The sequence below is a fragment of the Arthrobacter sp. Sr24 genome, assembly GCF_054511175.1.
Window position 1 is genome coordinate 183,019 of the sequence record NZ_JBTNDB010000002.1, and the last position, 18,209, is coordinate 201,227.

General features: G+C 58.8%; 17 protein-coding genes and 1 other RNA gene. 14 read left to right on the forward strand and 4 right to left on the reverse strand.

Annotated features, from left to right (window positions below; genetic code table 11):
- Positions 1 to 423: 423 nt before the first annotated feature.
- From ACX80D_RS02800 to smpB, 8 genes are all read left to right on the forward strand, one after another.
- Entirely contained in the window at positions 424 to 771 is a 348-nt protein-coding gene (locus tag ACX80D_RS02800) for a hypothetical protein (protein WP_459321069.1), read from the forward strand.
- Positions 759 to 1,118: a Fic family protein gene (locus ACX80D_RS02805; protein WP_459321071.1), complete on the forward strand. Its 360-nt coding sequence runs from the start codon at positions 759 to 761 to the stop codon at positions 1,116 to 1,118. The genes ACX80D_RS02800 and ACX80D_RS02805 overlap by 13 nt, the downstream gene beginning before the upstream one ends.
- 42 nt (positions 1,119 to 1,160) lie before the next feature.
- Complete coding sequence (locus ACX80D_RS02810) at positions 1,161 to 1,397, forward strand: hypothetical protein (protein ID WP_459321072.1); 237 nt, start codon at positions 1,161 to 1,163, stop codon at positions 1,395 to 1,397.
- Positions 1,398 to 1,544: 147 nt separating this feature from the next.
- On the forward strand, positions 1,545 to 3,098 hold the full coding sequence (locus ACX80D_RS02815; protein ID WP_459321074.1) for an FG-GAP repeat domain-containing protein: 1,554 nt from the start codon (positions 1,545 to 1,547) through the stop codon (positions 3,096 to 3,098).
- Positions 3,099 to 4,121: 1,023 nt separating this feature from the next.
- Positions 4,122 to 5,033 carry a cell division ATP-binding protein FtsE gene (gene ftsE / locus ACX80D_RS02820; protein WP_459321147.1) on the forward strand — a complete coding sequence of 304 codons (912 nt, stop codon included), beginning with the start codon at positions 4,122 to 4,124 and terminating at the stop codon, positions 5,031 to 5,033.
- Positions 5,030 to 5,944, forward strand: a complete 915-nt coding sequence (gene ftsX / locus ACX80D_RS02825) for a permease-like cell division protein FtsX (protein WP_459321075.1) — start codon at positions 5,030 to 5,032, stop codon at positions 5,942 to 5,944. The genes ftsE and ftsX overlap by 4 nt, the downstream gene beginning before the upstream one ends.
- A 136-nt stretch (positions 5,945 to 6,080) precedes the next feature.
- Positions 6,081 to 7,505 (forward strand): peptidoglycan DD-metalloendopeptidase family protein, encoded by a 1,425-nt coding sequence (locus ACX80D_RS02830; protein ID WP_459321148.1) that lies wholly within the window; start codon positions 6,081 to 6,083, stop codon positions 7,503 to 7,505.
- A 268-nt stretch (positions 7,506 to 7,773) separates the two neighbouring features.
- Positions 7,774 to 8,250, forward strand: a complete 477-nt coding sequence (smpB, locus tag ACX80D_RS02835) for an SsrA-binding protein SmpB (protein WP_459321076.1) — start codon at positions 7,774 to 7,776, stop codon at positions 8,248 to 8,250.
- Here the strand turns inward: smpB and ACX80D_RS02840 are convergent.
- Positions 8,247 to 8,564 (reverse strand): hypothetical protein, encoded by a 318-nt coding sequence (locus tag ACX80D_RS02840; protein ID WP_459321078.1) that lies wholly within the window; start codon positions 8,562 to 8,564, stop codon positions 8,247 to 8,249. The genes smpB and ACX80D_RS02840 overlap by 4 nt on opposite strands.
- A gap of 16 nt (positions 8,565 to 8,580) precedes the next feature.
- Between ACX80D_RS02840 and ACX80D_RS02845 the strand changes: the two genes are divergently transcribed.
- Both ACX80D_RS02845 and ssrA read left to right on the forward strand, forming a co-directional pair.
- On the forward strand, positions 8,581 to 9,600 hold the full coding sequence (locus ACX80D_RS02845) for a glycoside hydrolase family 3 N-terminal domain-containing protein (protein WP_459321079.1): 1,020 nt from the start codon (positions 8,581 to 8,583) through the stop codon (positions 9,598 to 9,600).
- Positions 9,601 to 9,715: 115 nt separating this feature from the next.
- Positions 9,716 to 10,082: a transfer-messenger RNA gene (ssrA, locus tag ACX80D_RS02850) on the forward strand.
- A 290-nt stretch (positions 10,083 to 10,372) separates the two neighbouring features.
- Here the strand turns inward: ssrA and ACX80D_RS02855 are convergent.
- The 3 genes from ACX80D_RS02855 to ACX80D_RS02865 form a co-directional block, all read right to left on the reverse strand.
- On the reverse strand, positions 10,373 to 11,092 hold the full coding sequence (locus ACX80D_RS02855) for a hypothetical protein (protein ID WP_459321081.1): 720 nt from the start codon (positions 11,090 to 11,092) through the stop codon (positions 10,373 to 10,375).
- Positions 11,089 to 11,823 carry a hypothetical protein gene (locus tag ACX80D_RS02860; RefSeq protein WP_459321082.1) on the reverse strand — a complete coding sequence of 245 codons (735 nt, stop codon included), beginning with the start codon at positions 11,821 to 11,823 and terminating at the stop codon, positions 11,089 to 11,091. Before ACX80D_RS02860 ends, ACX80D_RS02855 begins: the two co-directional genes overlap by 4 nt.
- A gap of 66 nt (positions 11,824 to 11,889) precedes the next feature.
- A complete protein-coding gene (locus ACX80D_RS02865; protein ID WP_459321084.1) occupies positions 11,890 to 12,417 on the reverse strand; it encodes a hypothetical protein in 528 nt (175 codons plus the stop codon).
- A gap of 168 nt (positions 12,418 to 12,585) precedes the next feature.
- On the opposite strand from ACX80D_RS02865, the gene ACX80D_RS02870 reads away from it, so the two are divergent.
- The 4 genes from ACX80D_RS02870 to ACX80D_RS02885 all read left to right on the forward strand — a co-directional run bounded on the left by ACX80D_RS02870 (position 12,586) and on the right by ACX80D_RS02885 (position 18,186).
- Complete coding sequence (locus ACX80D_RS02870) at positions 12,586 to 12,885, forward strand: DUF4193 domain-containing protein (protein WP_062287035.1); 300 nt, start codon at positions 12,586 to 12,588, stop codon at positions 12,883 to 12,885.
- 76 nt (positions 12,886 to 12,961) lie between these two features.
- Entirely contained in the window at positions 12,962 to 14,620 is a 1,659-nt protein-coding gene (locus tag ACX80D_RS02875) for an AMP-binding protein (protein WP_459321085.1), read from the forward strand.
- 14 nt (positions 14,621 to 14,634) lie between these two features.
- Complete coding sequence (locus ACX80D_RS02880; protein ID WP_459321087.1) at positions 14,635 to 15,099, forward strand: YrdB family protein; 465 nt, start codon at positions 14,635 to 14,637, stop codon at positions 15,097 to 15,099.
- Positions 15,100 to 15,186: 87 nt separating this feature from the next.
- Positions 15,187 to 18,186 carry a hypothetical protein gene (locus ACX80D_RS02885; protein WP_459321089.1) on the forward strand — a complete coding sequence of 1,000 codons (3,000 nt, stop codon included), beginning with the start codon at positions 15,187 to 15,189 and terminating at the stop codon, positions 18,184 to 18,186.
- Positions 18,187 to 18,209 lie beyond the last annotated feature (23 nt).

The following is an 18,209-nucleotide window of genomic DNA, read 5'->3' on the forward strand; positions in this document are numbered from 1 at the left end:
CCCTAGAACAAATATGTCTAGTACTACAGTTGCGTCTATTTTTGGTCGTGTCGGCGGCTTGATCGGACTTTGAGCGGGAATCCTGTTAATCATGATGGGTGAGCGATGATATTCGGGTGGCGGAGAAACAGGAATGGGCTCAGAATTTCTTAGTCATAAAATAGGGATGGTCACTGTAGGTGAACTGATTCCACTCCGAGTCACAGTGGGCTCCAATGGCTTGGCATCTCATGGGAGCAGAAAACGTGGGTCCCGGCCACCGCTGGACAAGGTCCCCACCCGCCAAAACAGTTCAGCCGCTACAAGTCGGCAGTGCCGCGTTTGATCGCCTATTAAACGCCGAGGCAGGATCCGGACGCCAGCCAACTTAGCGACCAAGCCGCCAGCGAGTTGGCAAGGTCTGACGCGGAGCTCGGACCTAGGGTGCCGAATATCGTACCCATCCTTCTGTATGTTGGATCGGCCTCATCCTCCCAGATTGAAAATCTAACGGCCAGTGCCCGAGCCATATTAGGTGCCGAGATTGGGCTCAAGAAGATCAGAAATGCTGAATTGATCGCCGCCAACACCAAGACGATGACGGCTGAATCGGAATTGGCCTCGGACATCTCAGTTGACTCCATCCGGCAGATGTACGGTGTGCTCAGGGAAAACCAGCGCCTCCACATTCCTGGCCACTGGCGCAATGAACGGGTCTGGATCGGCACGCTTAGTGACTCACCCGTCGGCGCCGGTTTCGTTGCCCGCACAGCAGCCGAGTGCCCGCGTTGATCGAGGATGTTGTGGCCTTCACGTCAGATCTTGATGTGCCGACGCTGGTCTCGGTGGCTGGGAGTCATGCCCAGTTTGAGACGATCGACCTATTCACGGACGGCAACTGCCGAACTGGCCGTGCCTTGGCCCAAACAATCATTCAATTCAGTGGTGTGACCAGAAACGTGGACATACCTGTGTCTGCGGGATTGCTGGCTGATGGCGAGGGCTACCACGAAGCGCTCACCGCATACAGGGAAGGAGATGTCACTTCAATCGTCCGTGCGTTTGCCAACGCCGCACTGCGAGCTGTGTCCCACACCCGGCAATTGGCGGAGGAGATTGAAGCCGCTCAACACTCCTAAGGTCTGAGTCTCATCGCGCGCAAGACTAGCAATACTTGGCCGATGCTGGATCTCATTGACCAGCGCCCGGTGGTTGATTCGACCGTGGCAGCGATGGAGCTCGGGCTGAAGCAACCCAACGTCTCCCCGCCTTTGAAGACACTGGTTGACGCAGGAATCTTGAACTCCAAGGCGCAACACAAACTGGGCCCGTACTGGCAGAGCGACGAAATCCTGGGCGCCATTGACGAGTTTGCCAAGCGGGTAGGCGCCGGAAGAATTCCTAAGCTTGCAGCCTAGATGAGTCGCGTCGACATCTGGTGTCCTGCACTCTTGCGTGGTTAACTTGTAGTGGAAAGTGAAGCCATGCACCAGCATCATAGACTAACCAGACAAAAGCGAAACGACTCCAAGAAGCGGGCACCAGCCCGGCTTCTAGTTCACAGTATGGTTGCCATCCTCGGACTTGTCTTCAGTGTCCTCGTAGCAGTAACACCGGCCCAAGCCGCACAACTGTCAGGCCACGATATTTCCTGGCCACAATGTTCAACAGATGCTGGTGGGTTTGGCTTGCCGATGCCACCGACCACCAGCCAATTTGTGGTGGTGGGCTTGACTAAAGGTCTGCCATTCACGGAAAACCCGTGCCTGAGCAGCCAGCTCAACTGGGTACGGACAAATTCCAAGCCAGCCCACGGATACACCATGGCCGCGTTCCCGACCGCAAGCCAACTTTCGAACTACGGTTCGCGGGGTCCATGGTCGGCAGCCAGCCGTGCAGGACAGCTATCCAATGTCGGTTTTGCGGAAGCCTCATTCGCAGTGGCCACCATGGAGCGCAACAGTTTTCGCCCTCCCATGGTGTGGATCGACGTCGAACCCCGCCCCGCCCAGCCATGGCCCACCGCGACGGCTGCTGCGCAACGTGAAAACCGCTACATTGTCGAAGGATTGATGCGGGGCCTCAGGGATGCCGGGTACTCCTACGGCCTGTACTCCTTCGCCAGCGGATGGGAATCAATAACAGCTTCCTGGTATCTCCCCGGCGTTCCTGTTTGGGCTACTGCTGGTCGGCTGGACTACCCCACTGAAGCTCAGGACCGCTGCGTGCAACCAAGTTTTTCGGGCGGCAGGGTCTACCTGGCCCAGTGGTATGACGATGTTCGCGACTACGACATCACCTGTTCGAACTATGCCATGGCGGCACTTCCCATACCGGGATCGGTGCTGTCGGGCGGCACCGCCGATTTCAACGGGGACTGGAACAATGATGTCTTGGCCCGGGTAGCAGCGACGAATCAGTTGCGCCTTTATACAGGAACAGGTCGAGGTACGTTCGGGGCAGCACTGACCGTTGGGGTGGGGTGGGGCGGATTCAATGTATTGGAGACTGTCGGTGACTTCTCCGGAGATGGCTACGGTGACGTCATAGCGCGGGCACCGTCCACGAACCTGCTCTGGCTCTACCGCGGCAATGGCCGTGGCGGATGGTTAGCTCCACAAGTGATAGGAAACGGCTGGAACGCCTTTGACTCCATTGTTGGCCCCGGGGACATGAACGGTGATCAGAAAAGTGACGTACTGGCACGCGAAACTAGCACGGGACGCCTATGGCTGTACCCGGGCAATGGCAGAAGCGGCTGGCTCCCGCGGATCCTCGTGGGTTCGGGCTGGGGTGTGTTTAACACTTTGTTGGCCCCGGGAGACTTCAATGGGGACGGGACCGCTGACGTTCTAGCTAGGGAACGTGCCACCGGCTTGTTGTGGCTGTATCCGCGGAACGTCGCTGGCGGATGGAATGCGCGGGTGCTCATCGGAAACGGATGGAATTCCCTTCCAGTAGTGATGAGTCCCGGTGACTTCAACGGTGACAGGACGGCAGACGTACTGGGTTATGACACCGCGGGAGTGCTTTGGCTTTACCCGCGCACAACACACGGCACATGGGCCGGCCGAATCCAGATTGGGCATGGCTGGAAGTCCCTTAATACGATCTTCTGATAGGTGGGGCGTGCACCTACCAGCTTCGAGAAGCGATTTTCCGGTACGCCGTGAGAAGCGGGAATCCGAGGGCGGGAAAGCAGTTAAGTAGGGATTATCTTGCTTCGTTGCCGGAGCTCGAGTCGTGGTTCCGGTCAGAAGTGGACTGTCTTGACTACGTGGATTGGCTGCATTGGCCAGAAGGGCTCGTGTGCCCCGGGGTGTGTCGGCGTGGGCGAATGGGCCGCTTCCCCGGGAAAACATCGGTGTTCTGACTGATCCACGCCGATCAGTGTCACTGCAGTGGACTACAAGACTCGCCGGCACGCCCACCATACCCAGACGGCACGCCATCTGCGCACCCCTAACCAAGAAACCGTGAGCCGCACACCTCTGTCTCTTGACGAACGTTCTCACACACAAATGCCACGTGGAACCCGTGGCAAATACGGCATTAGGGTATGGACAGTCCGGGTTGGGGGATACCACCTGCCCGGACTGTTCGTACCCTCACTCCGAATTTGCCAGATCCGGATCTTACAGGGCCCGCCCCACATGGTCTGTAACGCTGGGGCAGCTGCCCATTGGGCTGTTTGCACTGAGATGTAATCCGGACAGTGTCAACTTCGGTTTTCACTGGAACGAGGACAATGTGCGAATGACCCCACAAGACATGCCGTTCTCGCCGGTGGGACCCGTTTTTGGGGAATCCCGCATTCTGGCCACCTTCGCGTTGGGACGGCCAGCCCGACCGAAGCTTGGCCCTCTACTCGACCGGCGGCAACTAACCGGAGCCACGAGTAACCGGCGCCGCCACTGGCAGCCGCGGAGCGCCACGCTCAAGTGCTCAGCAGCCCACAAAGCCAGCGAGACCGCCACCAGACCCGCGTATTCACAGCAAGCCCCAGCCTCGACACACCGCCGCGCAACCAGAAATCGCCGGATCCGGCGCCTATAGTCATTAAGCTGGCGGTTTCTTCCCCCAAACAACTGCCCGGCCGTCAGCATGCCAGCGAAAGTGAGCTGGTCGGGCAACGAAAAGTCATGATTCGTTTTGAAAATGTGAGCATTGCTTACGATCGCAAGGACAAACCTGCGCTCGACGACGTCTCCTTTGATGTTGAACGCGGCGAATTCGTGTTCCTCGTAGGCTCCTCGGGCTCGGGTAAGTCAACGCTGCTGCGCTTGATCCTGCGCGAATACCGGACCCCGCATGGGCAGATCTACGTTGCCGGACAGAACGTGGCGAACGTGCCCAGTTGGCGCGTTCCCAAATTCCGCCGCGGCATCGGCGTAGTGTTCCAGGACTTCCGCCTCATCCAGACCAAGACTGTCTTCGCCAACGTCGCCTACGCCATGCAGGTGCTGGGCAAGAACCGTGCGGCCATCAAGTCCGAGGTCCCGCGCGTGTTGGAGCTGGTGGGACTGGAAGGCAAGGGCCACCGCACACCCACAGAACTTTCCGGCGGTGAGCAGCAGCGCGTGGCCATTGCCCGCGCCATTGTGAACCAGCCTGGCATCCTGCTGGCCGATGAGCCCACCGGAAACCTTGACCCCATCACCAGCGCCGGCATCATGGACATCCTTGACAGGATCAACCAAAACGGCACCACGGTAGTCATGGCCACGCACGACGACGACATCGTCAACACCATGCGCAAGCGCGTCATCGAGCTGCGCCACGGCCGGGTGGTTCGTGATGAAGCCACAGCTCTCTACACCTCCGCGATCCCCGTGGTGGCAGCGGCAGGTGCGCCTCCCGCCGTCGTACTTCCCAAGACGGACGACGCCGAACCCATGACCCGCCGCCGTCGTGCAGCTAGTGCCACCTCGGCAGCTGACGATTCCGCCGCGGGTGATGCCATGCCGCCAAGACTTGAACGCAGATTGGGAGTGCCGCTGGGGGATGCGGCCGCAACCAACAGCGAAGATCAGCACGACGGGAACAAAAAGTGAGACTTGCCTTCATTATGAGCGAGTTGGGAAGCGGCCTGCGTCGCAACCTGACGATGGTCATTTCAGTCATTCTGGTGACCTTTGTGTCTCTGACATTCGTGGGCGCCGCCGGGCTGTTGCAGATGCAGATCGGCCAGCTCAAGGGTTTTTGGTATGACAAGGTCCAGGTCACCATCTACCTGTGTACCGACGTCCCCGCCAACACCAACTGCATTTCCGGGCCAGTCACGGATGAGCAAAAAGTGGCTATTGAGGGTCTGCTGGATTCCCCGGCCGTGCTTCCCTATGTGGAGACGTGGACCTTTGAATCTCAGGAAGATGCTCTGGGGCATTTCAAGGAGCAGTTCGCGAACTCGCCCATGGTGGATTCGGTGGAGGCTGCGAACCTGCCGTCCTCGTACCGCATCAAGCTCAACGATCCGGAAAAATACCAGATCATCAATGAGACTTTCGCGGCAACTCCAGGCGTGGACTCGGTGGTGGATCAACGCAAGGTGCTGGACAAGCTGTTCTCCTATATGAACATAGCCACCTTTGTTGCGGTGGGTGTTGCCGGACTCATGATTGTCTGCGCAGCGTTGCTCATCGCCACCACCATCAGACTCTCGGCACAATCGCGTACACGGGAGATTGAAATCATGCGCCTGGTGGGCGCGTCTCGAACGGTGATTCAGCTGCCGTTCGTGCTTGAAGGTGTCATTGCCGCCACGATCGGTGCGCTGTTGGCGTCGGCGGCGGTCTTCTCCATTGTGATCTTCGTTTTCAACGGTTACCTGGCGTCCTCCAACACTGGAACGCCTTTTATCTCTACGGGCGATGCGTTTGTCATCTACCCCGTACTGATTCTGCTGGGCGTGGTGTTGGCAGGAGTGTCATCGGCCGTTTCCTTGCGAAAAAATCTGAAAGTGTAAGGTAGGTGGGGGCCTTGTTGTTCAGGGTCCTTATGTGACTGGTGTTATTGATGTCAATCTTCAAGGAGCTCGAGGCATGAATTCGAAATCAAGCGGGGGAATTGGATCCGTGAAATCCCCCCGGCTTGGGCGTACCATGCCCGGCCTCCGTAAGGTGCGTCACCGTGTCGGTGCCGTTGTGGTTGGCCTCCTTGCTGTGGGACTGCTGGGCCTTGTCCCTCCAGCCCAAGCGGAAGATCTCAACGACAAGGCCAACGCCTTGGAGCAGCAAGCCAATGACGTTCAGGCCTCCCTTGAGTTTGTGGATTCCGGCCTGGCAAAGTCGGCCTCGGATCTTGTGCTCTACCAGGGCCAACTGCCTGGTGCTCAGCAGTCTTTGACCGAGGCGCAAGGCCGGGTCAGCGCGGCTACCTCCACAGTCAACTCTCTTGCAGCCCGGATCGATATCGCCCAGCAAAACAAGGACAAGATCACCGTCCAAATTGCTGCGGATGCCAAGAAGGCTACCGAGACCAAAGAGATGATCGGCCAGATTGCCGCTCAGTCCTATAAGGCTGGCGGACTGTCACCGAGCCTGACCTTGATACTTGGCACCGACTCCACCTCAGACTTGGCCAGTTCCATTGATTTGGCTGAGCAGGCACTGCGAAGCCAGACCTCCGCGTTGGAGGCACTGACTGCGCAGACGGCAACTAATCAGAACGCCCAGGCGCGGTTGGTTGCTGTGGAAGCTGAAATCACAGATCTGAAGTCTCAAGCTGAAGCGGCGCTGGCGGCCGAACAAGCTGCGCGCGATGCCGCTGCAACACAAAAAGCTGCCGTGGATAAACTCATCAGCGATTCCGCTGCCCTGAACGCTAAGCTCGAGGCTGAGAAGCCGCGGATCCAGGCCAAGCTCAAGGAAGTGCAGGCGCAAAAGTCGGCCGTTGCCGCTGAAATTGCGGAGATTCAGCGCAAGGAACGCGAAGCAGCTGCAGCCGCAGCAAAGGCCGAGGCCGAGCGGATCGCCCGGGAACAGGCAGCAGCCGCAGCCGCCGCAGCCGCCGCGGCTGAAGCCGCCAAGAATAATGTTGACAGCTACGTACCGCCAGCCTATGTACCACCGCCCTACGTGCCCCCAGCACCGGGGAACCCCTCATCGTTTGGTCTGCAGCACCCGTTCGCTGTCAACGTCCCCATCACCTCCGGCTTCGGCTGGCGCCAGACTCCTGCCGGAACCATCGACTTCAACGGCACTGGCGGGTACGTCCATACCGGGATCGACTTTGGCGCATGGTGTGGCACCCCCGTTTACGCGGCAGCCGCAGGCACCGTAATCATGGCAGGTTGGGATCCGTGGGGCGGCGGCAACGGCGTGAAGATCACCCACGGCGTCATGCAAGGCAACGCCTTGCTGACAGCGTACTATCACAACACCAGCGTTCAGGTCTCCAGTGGTCAGAAGGTGGCTCGCGGCCAGTTGATCGCCATCTCCGGCGGTACGGGTAACTCCACCGGCTGCCATGCTCACTTTGAAACCTGGCTCAACGGCGTGGCCGTGGATCCCATGACGCTGCTCTAGGCGCTCTAGGCGCTCTAGGCGCTCTAGGCGCTCTAAGCGCTCTAGGCCCCGAGTGCACTCTAAGCCGAATGCACTCTAAGGCGATTTAGCTAACAGCTGTTTCCGGCACCACACGCCAGGCCCGGCCGACGGTTCATAGACCGTTGCCGGGCCTGTCGTTGTTAGAATTGACCGTTGCTAGAATCAAACGCTGCTAGGGACTGAACGTTGCTAGACTTGAACTTTGCGCCGACACCGGCGCACCCAACCATCCGTGAAGGAGCCTGCTGTGCCTAAGGAAAGTGGCCTGAAGGTAGTGGCCTCCAATCGCAAGGCCCGGCACGATTACCACATCATGGATACCTTCGAGGCTGGACTGGTCTTGATGGGAACGGAAGTGAAGTCGCTGCGCGAAGGCCGCGCCTCCCTAGTTGACGGCTTCGCCACCTTCTACAATAACGAGTTGTGGCTCGAGGGCGTCTACATCCCCGAATATCTCAATGGCAGCTGGACCAACCACACGGCTCGCCGTCGCCGCAAGCTCCTGCTGCACCGCGAAGAGCTGGAGAAAATTGAGCGCAAGACCCGCGAATCCGGGTTTACGATAGTCCCCCTGCAGCTGTACTTCAAGGACAGCCGCGCCAAGGTGGAGATCGCCATTGGTCGCGGTAAGAAGGATTACGACAAACGCCACACACTGCGTGAGCAGCAGGACAACCGCGAGGCGCTGCGCGCTATGCGTGAAAAGAACCGCGGCACCGCCTAAGCTAAGTCAACTGAGGCGCAAGACAGAAGGTGGGCCGTGGTTACGGTGAACAGTAAGCGCTGGTGGATCGTGGGAGCCAGCTTGGCAGTGGCGGCACTGATCGCCGTCGCCCTGGTGCAGATCTTTGGTGCCAAAGCTCCTGAGGCAGGCTCCTCTCCTACGTCCTCGTCACCATCTTCAAGCACGACGCCGGCACCGCCTTCCAGCGCAACCCCGGCTCCGGCGACGTCCGCTCCAGGGAGCCCCAGCGGGGAACCTTCTGCCGCGGAATCCTCCAGCACGTCGTCTTCCTCTGGGGCGACGAGCATAGCCATGGAAAAACTGGCCGCCATGACTCTGGAACAAAAAGTGGGCCAGATACTGATGGTGTCCTCATCGGTGACGGGTTCGGATCAGAACTCCCTCTACGCGCTGGACACCCTCTTTGTGGGCAACGTTTTCATGAAGGGGCGCAGCACCGCCGGACAGGCCGGGATCGCCGCGGAAGTGGCTGCCATAACGGCCCACATTTCCGGATCGCGCACCGTGGGCGTGCGTCCATTTGTGGCGACCGATCAAGAGGGCGGCTTTGTGCAGATCATGCGAGGGGCCGGATTCGATGAAATACCTCAAGCCGTTGAACAGGGGCAGCTTTCGCAAGCAGCGCTGCTCAGCGAGTCCACTCGGTGGGGGCAGCAACTAGCGTCGGTCGGGGTCAACGTCAATCTGGCTCCCGTGCTGGACACTGTTCCCAGTGCAGAGTTTGCCCCGCAGAACGCGCCCATTGGAACCTTCGGCCGGGAATATGGCTACACACCAGCGGCTGTTTCCAGCCACGGGTTGGCGTTTGCTCAGGGCATGCTGGCCGCTGGTGTTGAGCCCACCATCAAACATTTTCCGGGACTGGGGCGGGTCACCCTCAATACCGATGTTGCCGCTGGTGTGACGGATGAGGTTACCGTGCGCAACGATCCCTACATTGCCCCATTCCGCGACGCAGTGCAGGCAGGGGTGCCATGGCTGATGATGTCCAACGCCTGGTATCCCAAGATTGACCCTTCAGCGATGGCACCCTTCTCAAAGGTCATGGTCCAGGACATGGTGCGCGGCGATTTGGGCTTCGAGGGAATCATTGTCAGTGATGATATTTGCGACGCCGTTCAAGTCTCGGCACTGCCTGTGGCACAGCGCGGCGTGGACTTCGTCGCCGCTGGCGGAACTATGGCCTTGTGTACTAACCCGGAACTTTTGCCGCAGATGTATTCCGGGCTTTTGGAAAACGCTCAAAATGACCCTAGATTTGGCAAGAAGGTGGACGCCGCGGCTCTACTCGTGTTGCAAGCGAAGGAAACCAAAGGGCTTATTGACTAGGGCTTCCAGTTCGCTATTAGGCCTGCGGGAATATATCCGGGCCGCAATGCGCTAACATGGGTAGTCCACGAACAGTTGCCCTCGGGCATCGGAACGTGGGGTTGAAAAAACAATAGGGGATGATCGGTTTCGACGGTGTTCGTCGAGACAGGTGAAGCGGGTCGAGGATACAGGGTTATCTCGTAAACGATCTCTGTAAAACAATAAGTGCTGAATCAAATCGCACTGACTTCGCTCTTGCTGCCTAAGCAGTAAGACAGTCCGTCAGCCCGGGAATGCTCTCGTCCCGGATACTGGCGTCATCTAGAGGGCCACTGCTCTAAGTTCTTGTTGTAGGCGCTTAGGGGACTCTTATACAACTGGGCCTGGCAGCTACTTGTTTGCGAGATAGCTGGGGCCGAGAAAAACCGCTGCAAACTGCACCCGGAGAAGCCCTGACAACACAACATCGGACGGGAGTTCAATTCTCCCCATCTCCACATCCCTATTGGGACCTGTTCCTCGCCCTCGCGGCGGGGGACAGGTCCTTTTTTGTGCCCTGAAGCCTGTTCCCTTGCCGGATTTCCCTTGATGAGGCAGCTCCTAGGAGAGGCAACCCCGGCAGCCGGGTGAAAACCCTTTAAATAACTGAGTGGTGGTTCAGCTCGAAAGCTGAACCACCACTCACCCCCAAAGTTTCATGCACCACGTCAGACAAACTTTGTTCACACATTCATTATTATGTCAGAAACTAATGGAAATGTGTACATTGGTTTTTTCGTGATCCGAAGTCTTACTGCTTGCGCGAAAACTGAGTGGTCTCTGCAACGGGGCGCCGGATAAAAGACAGCCAGACCAGCACCAGGCCCAAGGCTACAAAAAGGATGGCGGTGAAGCTCATGATATCCACCGCTTTCCAGTTGACCCAAAAAGGAAAACGCAACGGCACCGTGACGCACACCAGGGAGAATCCCACCAGCAAGAAGAAAGCTGCGATCCGATCGTAGGCTGGTCTTCGGGAAAATGTCGCTTTCGCGGTGGCCACCACTGCGCACGCAGCGGCGTAACCAATGTAGGCAATACCGAACCATTGGTACGCCGCCAAGGCGGGCTGGTCATTGAAGGCCACCAACCCCGTGCTGGAACCATCAACGTCGGCAAGTACATAACTGACGCAAAGTCCTACTGCCGAAGCTACTAAAACAGCCACGCCCAAAGGGCCTCGAATGAGCTTTTGGGCTAAGAGAGAATTGTAGGCAGCGGCAACCTTGGAGGTCAGTAAAACGAAGACGCCAAGCATGCTGAGCCGCAACACAACATTGGCCAAATTAATGCCCCCAAGCACAGCATCTACAGGCAGGTAAATTGTCGGCAGGCTCAGCGCGACACTGACAGTGGCGAGAACGAATGCCCAGGAAAGCCCACGGTTGCGGCCTTTGAGCAGCGAAGGCGCGCGCCAAATGGTGCAGGTCAGGCACACGATGAGTGCGCTCCATTGCAGAATGACGGTCATCCTAAGTTCTCCCAAACACTTTGCGCGGCTGCCTGATCATCTTCAGTGCGACGTAACACTCGGCTTAGGTGTTCCAAGCGCTGGGCTGCCAGGGAAGCCAAGGCGCTGGTGGGGAGGGACCGTAAGGCACTCTCACGGGATCCGGGTTCCCACCCGGCCTCGGCAGGGGATAGGAAGCCGGTGGAAACCAAACCGTTGCTCAGCCCGACGCCGGCAATTCTGGCACTGTCAATGGCCAGCTCAGCGGTGAGACGGTTGGCGCTGATTTGCGCCGATAAGTTCTGGGGAGCAATGGCTGCGTGTCGAGCCACCCTCTGGCGCAACTCTCCGGTGTCCACGGCATCCAGCCAAGCCCGAACAGAAGACTTGTGGTGCGCAGGTGACAAGGGCACTGCAACAGCCTCACTGAGATGCGCTGCTGCCGTACTCCGGCTCAGAAGTTCTTGAAGGAGGTCTGCGTCAGCGACCTGGCTCAGGAGTTCAGCTAGGTTGGGCGGCTTTGAACCGGCAGAAAGGTCCTCAAACGCAGGGAATTCGCTCAGGGTAGCCACAACAGGCAGATCCAAGGAGCGGCTGACAGCGGCAACGGTTCCCAGCGATACCCGTCCGCGCACCAATTGCTGGGCCAGAGTTGAACGTTTGATCCCTGCGGCACGGCATACAGCGGCGTGGCTGGTGCTACCGGCAGCGTCTGTCAGCCAGCGTTGGAAGAATTTTGCCGGAACGGTCACGGCCGCAATCCTACGCCAAACGAGAGTACCTCTGCAGTGAACTCCCGAGCAGCGGCCGTTGCTTGGTTAGTCATCTTGGGTGTCGACGATGCCACGGAAACGCGAGCCCACGCCGTCGTACTCGCTGCGGCGCCAGCCAGCCTGTGGATCAGGCAGCTCGGAATTCTCGTGGAAGTCACAGATCACGTAGGTGAACTCTGGCCACCACTTCTTGGGACGTGCCACCTCGAGGAAATCGCAGAGGTAGCAGCGCAGGTCTACCCAGATGGGGCGCTTGCCGGTGGCGTTGGCACGGGACTGGGCCAACCACGCGGGCGGGTTGGCGTCGATAGCGGCAACCTCGGCGGAACTCATGCGTGAGGGAATGCCGTTGCGGGCAGCCATTTCCGGCGGAATATTCAGGGCCTGGGCCACTTGCCGACGGTTGAGCGATGAGTGTGAGGAGAAGTTGTTTGCCATGGTTCTATCAAGAATAGGGCGAAGCGCGCACAGTGGCGATTCCAGAGGGCCAACGGAGGCCAAAAGATGGTCCGCGGACAGCCGCTGAAGCCGCGCGGCGGTGGTGAGAATGGCCACAATCGGGAGCATCGGCATGCAACATTTGGAATAAATTTGCCGAGAATACACCAAATTTCCCTGTCGTCCCCTATGCTGTGGGAAAACATCAGGGAATATAGGGCGCACCTCCCGCATTCTAGGGCTAGTATGGGGCGCTGAAACACCCCGCCATTACCACGAGTACCTCAGGAGTTTGAAAACCGCATGGCAACGGATTACGACGCACCCCGCAACAAGGACGAAGACCACGAGACAGAGTCGCTTCAGGCGCTCCAGGTTCAGCGTGGCGGTGCACAGACGGCACATATTGACGTCGAAGATTCAGACACGGCTGAAGGCATGGATCTGCCCGGCGCCGACCTCTCCAACGAAGAGTTGGTAGTACAGGTCATTCCCGCACAGGATGACGAGTTCACCTGCTCTTCCTGCTTCTTGGTTCGCCACCGCAGCCAGGTCGCCCGCGAAAAGAACGGCATGTTCTTCTGCAAGGACTGCGAAGGCTAAAGTACGCTCGCTATGCAGGGCCTTTGCTGAGGCGCTGTACTTTATGGCGGACTTAGAGGGAAGCTTGGTGCGAATCATGACCGATCGTGTGCAGGAATTGTTGAGGGCCTTCGATGGCCCCAATGCTAACGCCGCCGAGCTGTTGTGCGACAAGCACCCGGCTCAGCGCACCGCTTTTACGGTCATCGATGCCTCCCTTGATTCGGTAGACATCAGCTACGGCGAGCTGCGGGAGAAATCCCTGCGGTTCGCCGCTGCTTTGTCTTCCCTCGGCGTCACCCCCGGCGACCACGTGGCCACCCTCATGAGCAAATCCGCTGAACTGGTCATTGCGCTGCTCGGGATCTGGCGCCTCGGCGCGGTGAATGTTCCGCTGTTCACCGCCTTCGCACATGACGCCATTGACTTCCGGCTGCAGGCCAGTGGTGCCCGCTTGGTGATTTGTGATGCTAACCAGCGCCGCAAGCTGACCCCTCCTGGCGAGACGCCAACCGATGCTTCCCGACCCGTCATTGTGGCCCGCGGGGAAGCTTTTGGCTACGACCATTCTCTGGCCGAGATGGTGGCCGGGACAGGGGCCTACGCTTCTCTGCCCCCGTTGACTGACACCTACGACGCCGGATCCGTCGCCGTGGGTGGGGCCGGGCCTCTGGTGCAGTTGTTCACATCCGGAACCACTGGCTCACCCAAGGGTGTGCCGATTCCGCTGCGGGCTGTGGCCTCCTTTGTGGGCTACCTGGAATTCGGCCTGGATGTCCGTGAGTCCGACGTTTATTGGAACATGGCTGATCCTGGCTGGGCCTACGGGCTCTATTACGCCCTGCTGGCCCCGATGGCAGCCGGGCAACGTTCGCTGCTGCTGACCGCCGGATTCGACGCCACTTTGGTGTGGTCCGTGATGGATAAATTTGCGGTGACGAACTTTGCTGCGGCACCCACGGTGTACCGGTCCTTGCGAGCGGGCTCTGCCCCTGGCCAGGGGCACACCTTGCGCCGGGCATCGAGCGCTGGCGAACCTCTCACCCCGGACGTGATTGAGTGGGGCCGCGATGCCCTAGGTGTTGAGGTCCGCGACCACTACGGCCAGACCGAACACGGCATGGTGGCTGGCAACGCATGGGCTGATGGGCTCCGCGAACCGTTGCGGCCCGGCTCGATGGGGCGCGCGCTGCCAGGGTGGAGCGTTGAGGTGTTGTCCAATGAGGCCGACGCTCCGGCGCCTGACCTTGAATCCGGGCGTGTGGCGATCAAGGTGGCGCAGAGCCCCTTCATGTGGTTCACCTCCTATGTTGATGCGCCAAAGAAAACTGCTGAACGTTACACGGCCGACGGCGTCTGGTACGTCACCGGCGACGCCGGCCGACGCGACTCTGAAGGTTTCATCTACTTCTCCTCGCGCGATGACGACGTCATCATCATGGCTGGCTACCGGATAGGCCCGTTCGACGTGGAATCGGTGCTGGTAACTCACCCGGCCGTCTCTGAATCAGCGGTGATTGGTACGCCGGATGAAATGCGTGGCGAGGTATTGGAAGCGTTTGTGGTGCTCAATGATCCGGAAGCTGCAACAGATGAGTTGGCCGTTGAGCTGCAGCAATTGGTGAAGACCAAATTTGCTGCCCACGCCTACCCGCGGCGCATTCATTTTGTGGCCGAACTTCCCAAAACGCCCAGCGGTAAGGTCCAGCGCTTTGTGTTGCGCAAGGACCGTGCAGCCATGACGGATCAGGGTTAGGGAACGGGACGGGAATGGACAACGGCACAACTGTAGAGTCAACGGCGCAGCAGCAGGCCGCAGCCTCAACGCACCCGGTTGCTGGGGGTCAGGCGGGACGGCGATCCGTGGCCGCGGCTAGGGTCGCGGTAAAGAAGGAACCGGTGGTGGCCGCGGGCTTAGCCACGCTTGGATTTGTCCTGGAAGTAGCCATGCTGGCCGCTTTTGTGTACTGGGGATTCCGGCAAGACAGTCCCTGGCACCTAGTTCTGGGCATTGGCATCCCGGCCGTTTTGGTGGTTGCATGGGGAGTCTTTTTGGCGCCACGCAGCGAACGGCGCCTCAAACCAGCAATTGCGGCCGCAGTTGCCCTAGGGCTATTCTTGCTCGCAGCCGTGGCCCTCTTTGCTGCCGGGGCCACTCTGTGGGGGACTCTGATGGCTGTTTTTTCTGCGGGATATTTTGTTGCCTCACACTATAGGGCCCGGCAAGCTCGCTGAATCTCGGTTCTCCTCTATGCCCTAGCGAATCCTCGGGTGTAAAATCAGCTACTCCCTGCGGGGGCTGCTTTCTCAGAGGGGATGGCCATGAGCGAGGAACCGATCACTCCTGCGGGCACCGGTGATGGCGTAGTGAATGAGCCTCATATTCTTGAACTGCGAATTCATGGTGTCAGAAACACGCCGCCTTGGGACGTCTTGGGCGTTGCCGAAGCCGATGCCATCATGGTGGCCGGTGACAACCTTGGTTCGTTTTGGATTCCTCAAAGACCTGATACCAGCAGTGGTATGCCACCCCAGCATGGCAGCGAGGTGCCGGTCAATGTGCGCCGCGAGGCATATTCGTGGGGAGCCATGGCCAGGTTCGCGCCGGTGCCCGGAGCCAACCTGATGGGTAAGGCTGCTGCTGTTATTCGCAGTGTGGGGTGGCTGATGATGCTTCCCTTCGCTCTGTGCAATGCTGCCTACTGGATGCGCCCGCTGGCCGAGAAGCCCGGTTCAACAGGAGACGGCGCCGAATCAGGGGAGGGACGAGGTTGGCGTGATGCGCATGGCGGTGGATTGGTGCGAATCTTTGGACTTTTTTTGACCCTGCTTCTGGTGGCAACCGCCACGGCCGCAAGTGTAGATCTCCTTGGAAATCAATGCGTGCAAAAAGAGCGAATTTGCTCCACGCTCCCAGGCATTTTCAACGGACTGACAGCTCTTGAACAATTGCAGCGAAACATGATTCTGGCCCTTTTGCCTCTAGTGATGCTGCTGACGATCTATGCTCTTTCAGTTTTGGGACGCGTGCGCTACTCAGCCAATGTGGCCGCACACCAGGAAAACGGCACCTTGCCTTCGGGCACTACGCCTTCTGGCACCACGGCATCGGGCACCACGGCATCGGCCGAGAACTCAACGCCCAGCCGTCCGATTCTTAAAACCGAGGGCTTTTGGTACAGCCCGACCATGCCGCGAGCTACCGAACAGCTTCACCTCGCCGGGGCCGGTGCCTTGATGACCGCCATGCTCGCCTGGGATGCCCTGTATTCTACGGTTTTGGAGTGCCGCGAAATATCTACCTTCTTTGGCCCATTGTGTGGGGCCGGATTCAATCAGGGCACCCCCACCGGGGGCCAAGCCGCAGATGCCGTGTCTGCTTTTTCTGCACGACCCTGGGCCTTGGTAGTCCTGATATTTTCCTTGGCCATTTTGGCCACCGTTACCTGCCGAGTCTTGGTTAGTGTTACTGGCAATGCCGATGTTCACAACCCAAAGATCTCAGGCTCCAGTGGGACGAGAAGCGTCGAGCTAATGTGGGCTGTGACATTGCTGTCTGGGGCAGCGGCACTCGGCGTGGTGAACGGCATATTGATGTGGATCGATCCTAAAAATACCGCGACTGTGCCGAGCTCTGTAGCGGTGGCGCCACAGTTTTTGGGTGTTGTCTGGACGCCGAGCCTCTTGATACTGGTGATGCTCGGTTTATCTATTGCCGGCCTCGGGTGGCGGCGCGGGGCAGGAAGTATTCTGTCGCTTTTGATCTTTGGGGGAGCTGTTGCAGGCTTTATCGGTGGACGAGCGATGTTGACACCACAGACACCTTCGGACGATGACTACCTTGGCTGGGTCCTATATAGCGCTTCAGCAGGACTGCTGATCTGCTTAGCCGTTCATGTTCTCCGGAAACGGCGTGAGGTATCAATTCCCAACGAAGGTTGGCAAGGCATGGGCCCGGGAGTCATCATGATTCTTGCCTTGGGTTTTGCCCTAGGGCTGAGCAGTGCCCTGGTGGTGGGGACTGCCAACTTCCTGAGCGGAAATCTCTCCCTGGCAGGCGGGACCGGAAAGCCCGCCGACTGGCGGGCAGTCAACGGGGCGGACTTGCCAGAGGCATTGGTTGCCCCCACGGTGAAGGAGGTCCCCATCTATGACCACTTCGGCCTCGCCATACTCTTCACCGTGACGGTGGTGGGTGCAGTACTGGGTTGTGCCGTGTTGCGGCAGATATGGCGGAAACCAGTTGTGCTCAGTACCCCAACGCCAAACTCGATGCCCATAGCAGGCGTCTCGGCCAACGACTATGAGGATGGCCGCCCGGCCGCTTTACGTTCTCCACTGGGCAATGTGACTCATCTGGTATTGAAAGGTCGACGGAATGCGGGGCTGCTCCACCGTGTTGAGCCAGCTCTTGGCTGGCTTGCCGGAACATTCTTGTTGGCTCTGGTGGGCTCACTGGCGTGGAGTTTCCTTGGAGCGTACCAACCGCAAGCCAGCTCCGAGGCTGTCCTCTTTTGGACGCAACGGGTGCCAGCCACGACCCTAGGACTTCTAGCCATTTTATTGGTGGGTGGATTTGCTGTGGGTGCCACGTCCACGACGATACGGCCTCTTGGGTTGTTATGGGACCTGATGAGTTTTCTGCCCAACGCCGCACATCCCTTTGGCCCGCCCTGCTATGCCGAGCGTGTGGTCCCTGAATTATCTGCCAGGATCGATGATTGGCTTGATGCTCCGCCTATTGGAGTCGCAGCACGCAACGTGGTCATCTCCGCCCATAGCCTGGGCGCGGTGTTGATAGTAGCGTGTTTGTTTGCCCGTGCGGCAGAAGGGAAGGATTCACAAAGAATTGGGCTGTTGACCTACGGCTGCCAGCTCAGAGCCTACTTTGGCAGGTTCTTCCCAGAACTTTTCGGTCCTGAGGTATTGGGGACCGCAGGGAGTTTTGGCTCCTCACTGTGCTCCGTAGACCCGTGGAACAAGCAGTTGAACAAGGACTTTTCCGAACCTTCGCCAGAGTCTTCAATGAAGCCGCAGCTGGGTGTGGCCGATGATGCTTGGACGCTAGCTCAAATCCTCGGGAAATCGGAAAGTGGCGTACCCCGGTGGATTAACCTGTGGCGCCGCACCGATTATCTGGGCTTCCCGATAAATTCCTACAAGCAAAATGACATCGACCGCGGGGCCGATGAACTAGACACATCGTCGTACCTCCTCAAACTTGCCACCCACAGCGACTATCCCGCCAGCCGTGCCTATCCGGCGGCAATGACTGAACTGCTGGCAAGAATGAACGAACCCACAACCCACGGCGAAACGTGAGAGACGTGAAAGAAGTAACTGCG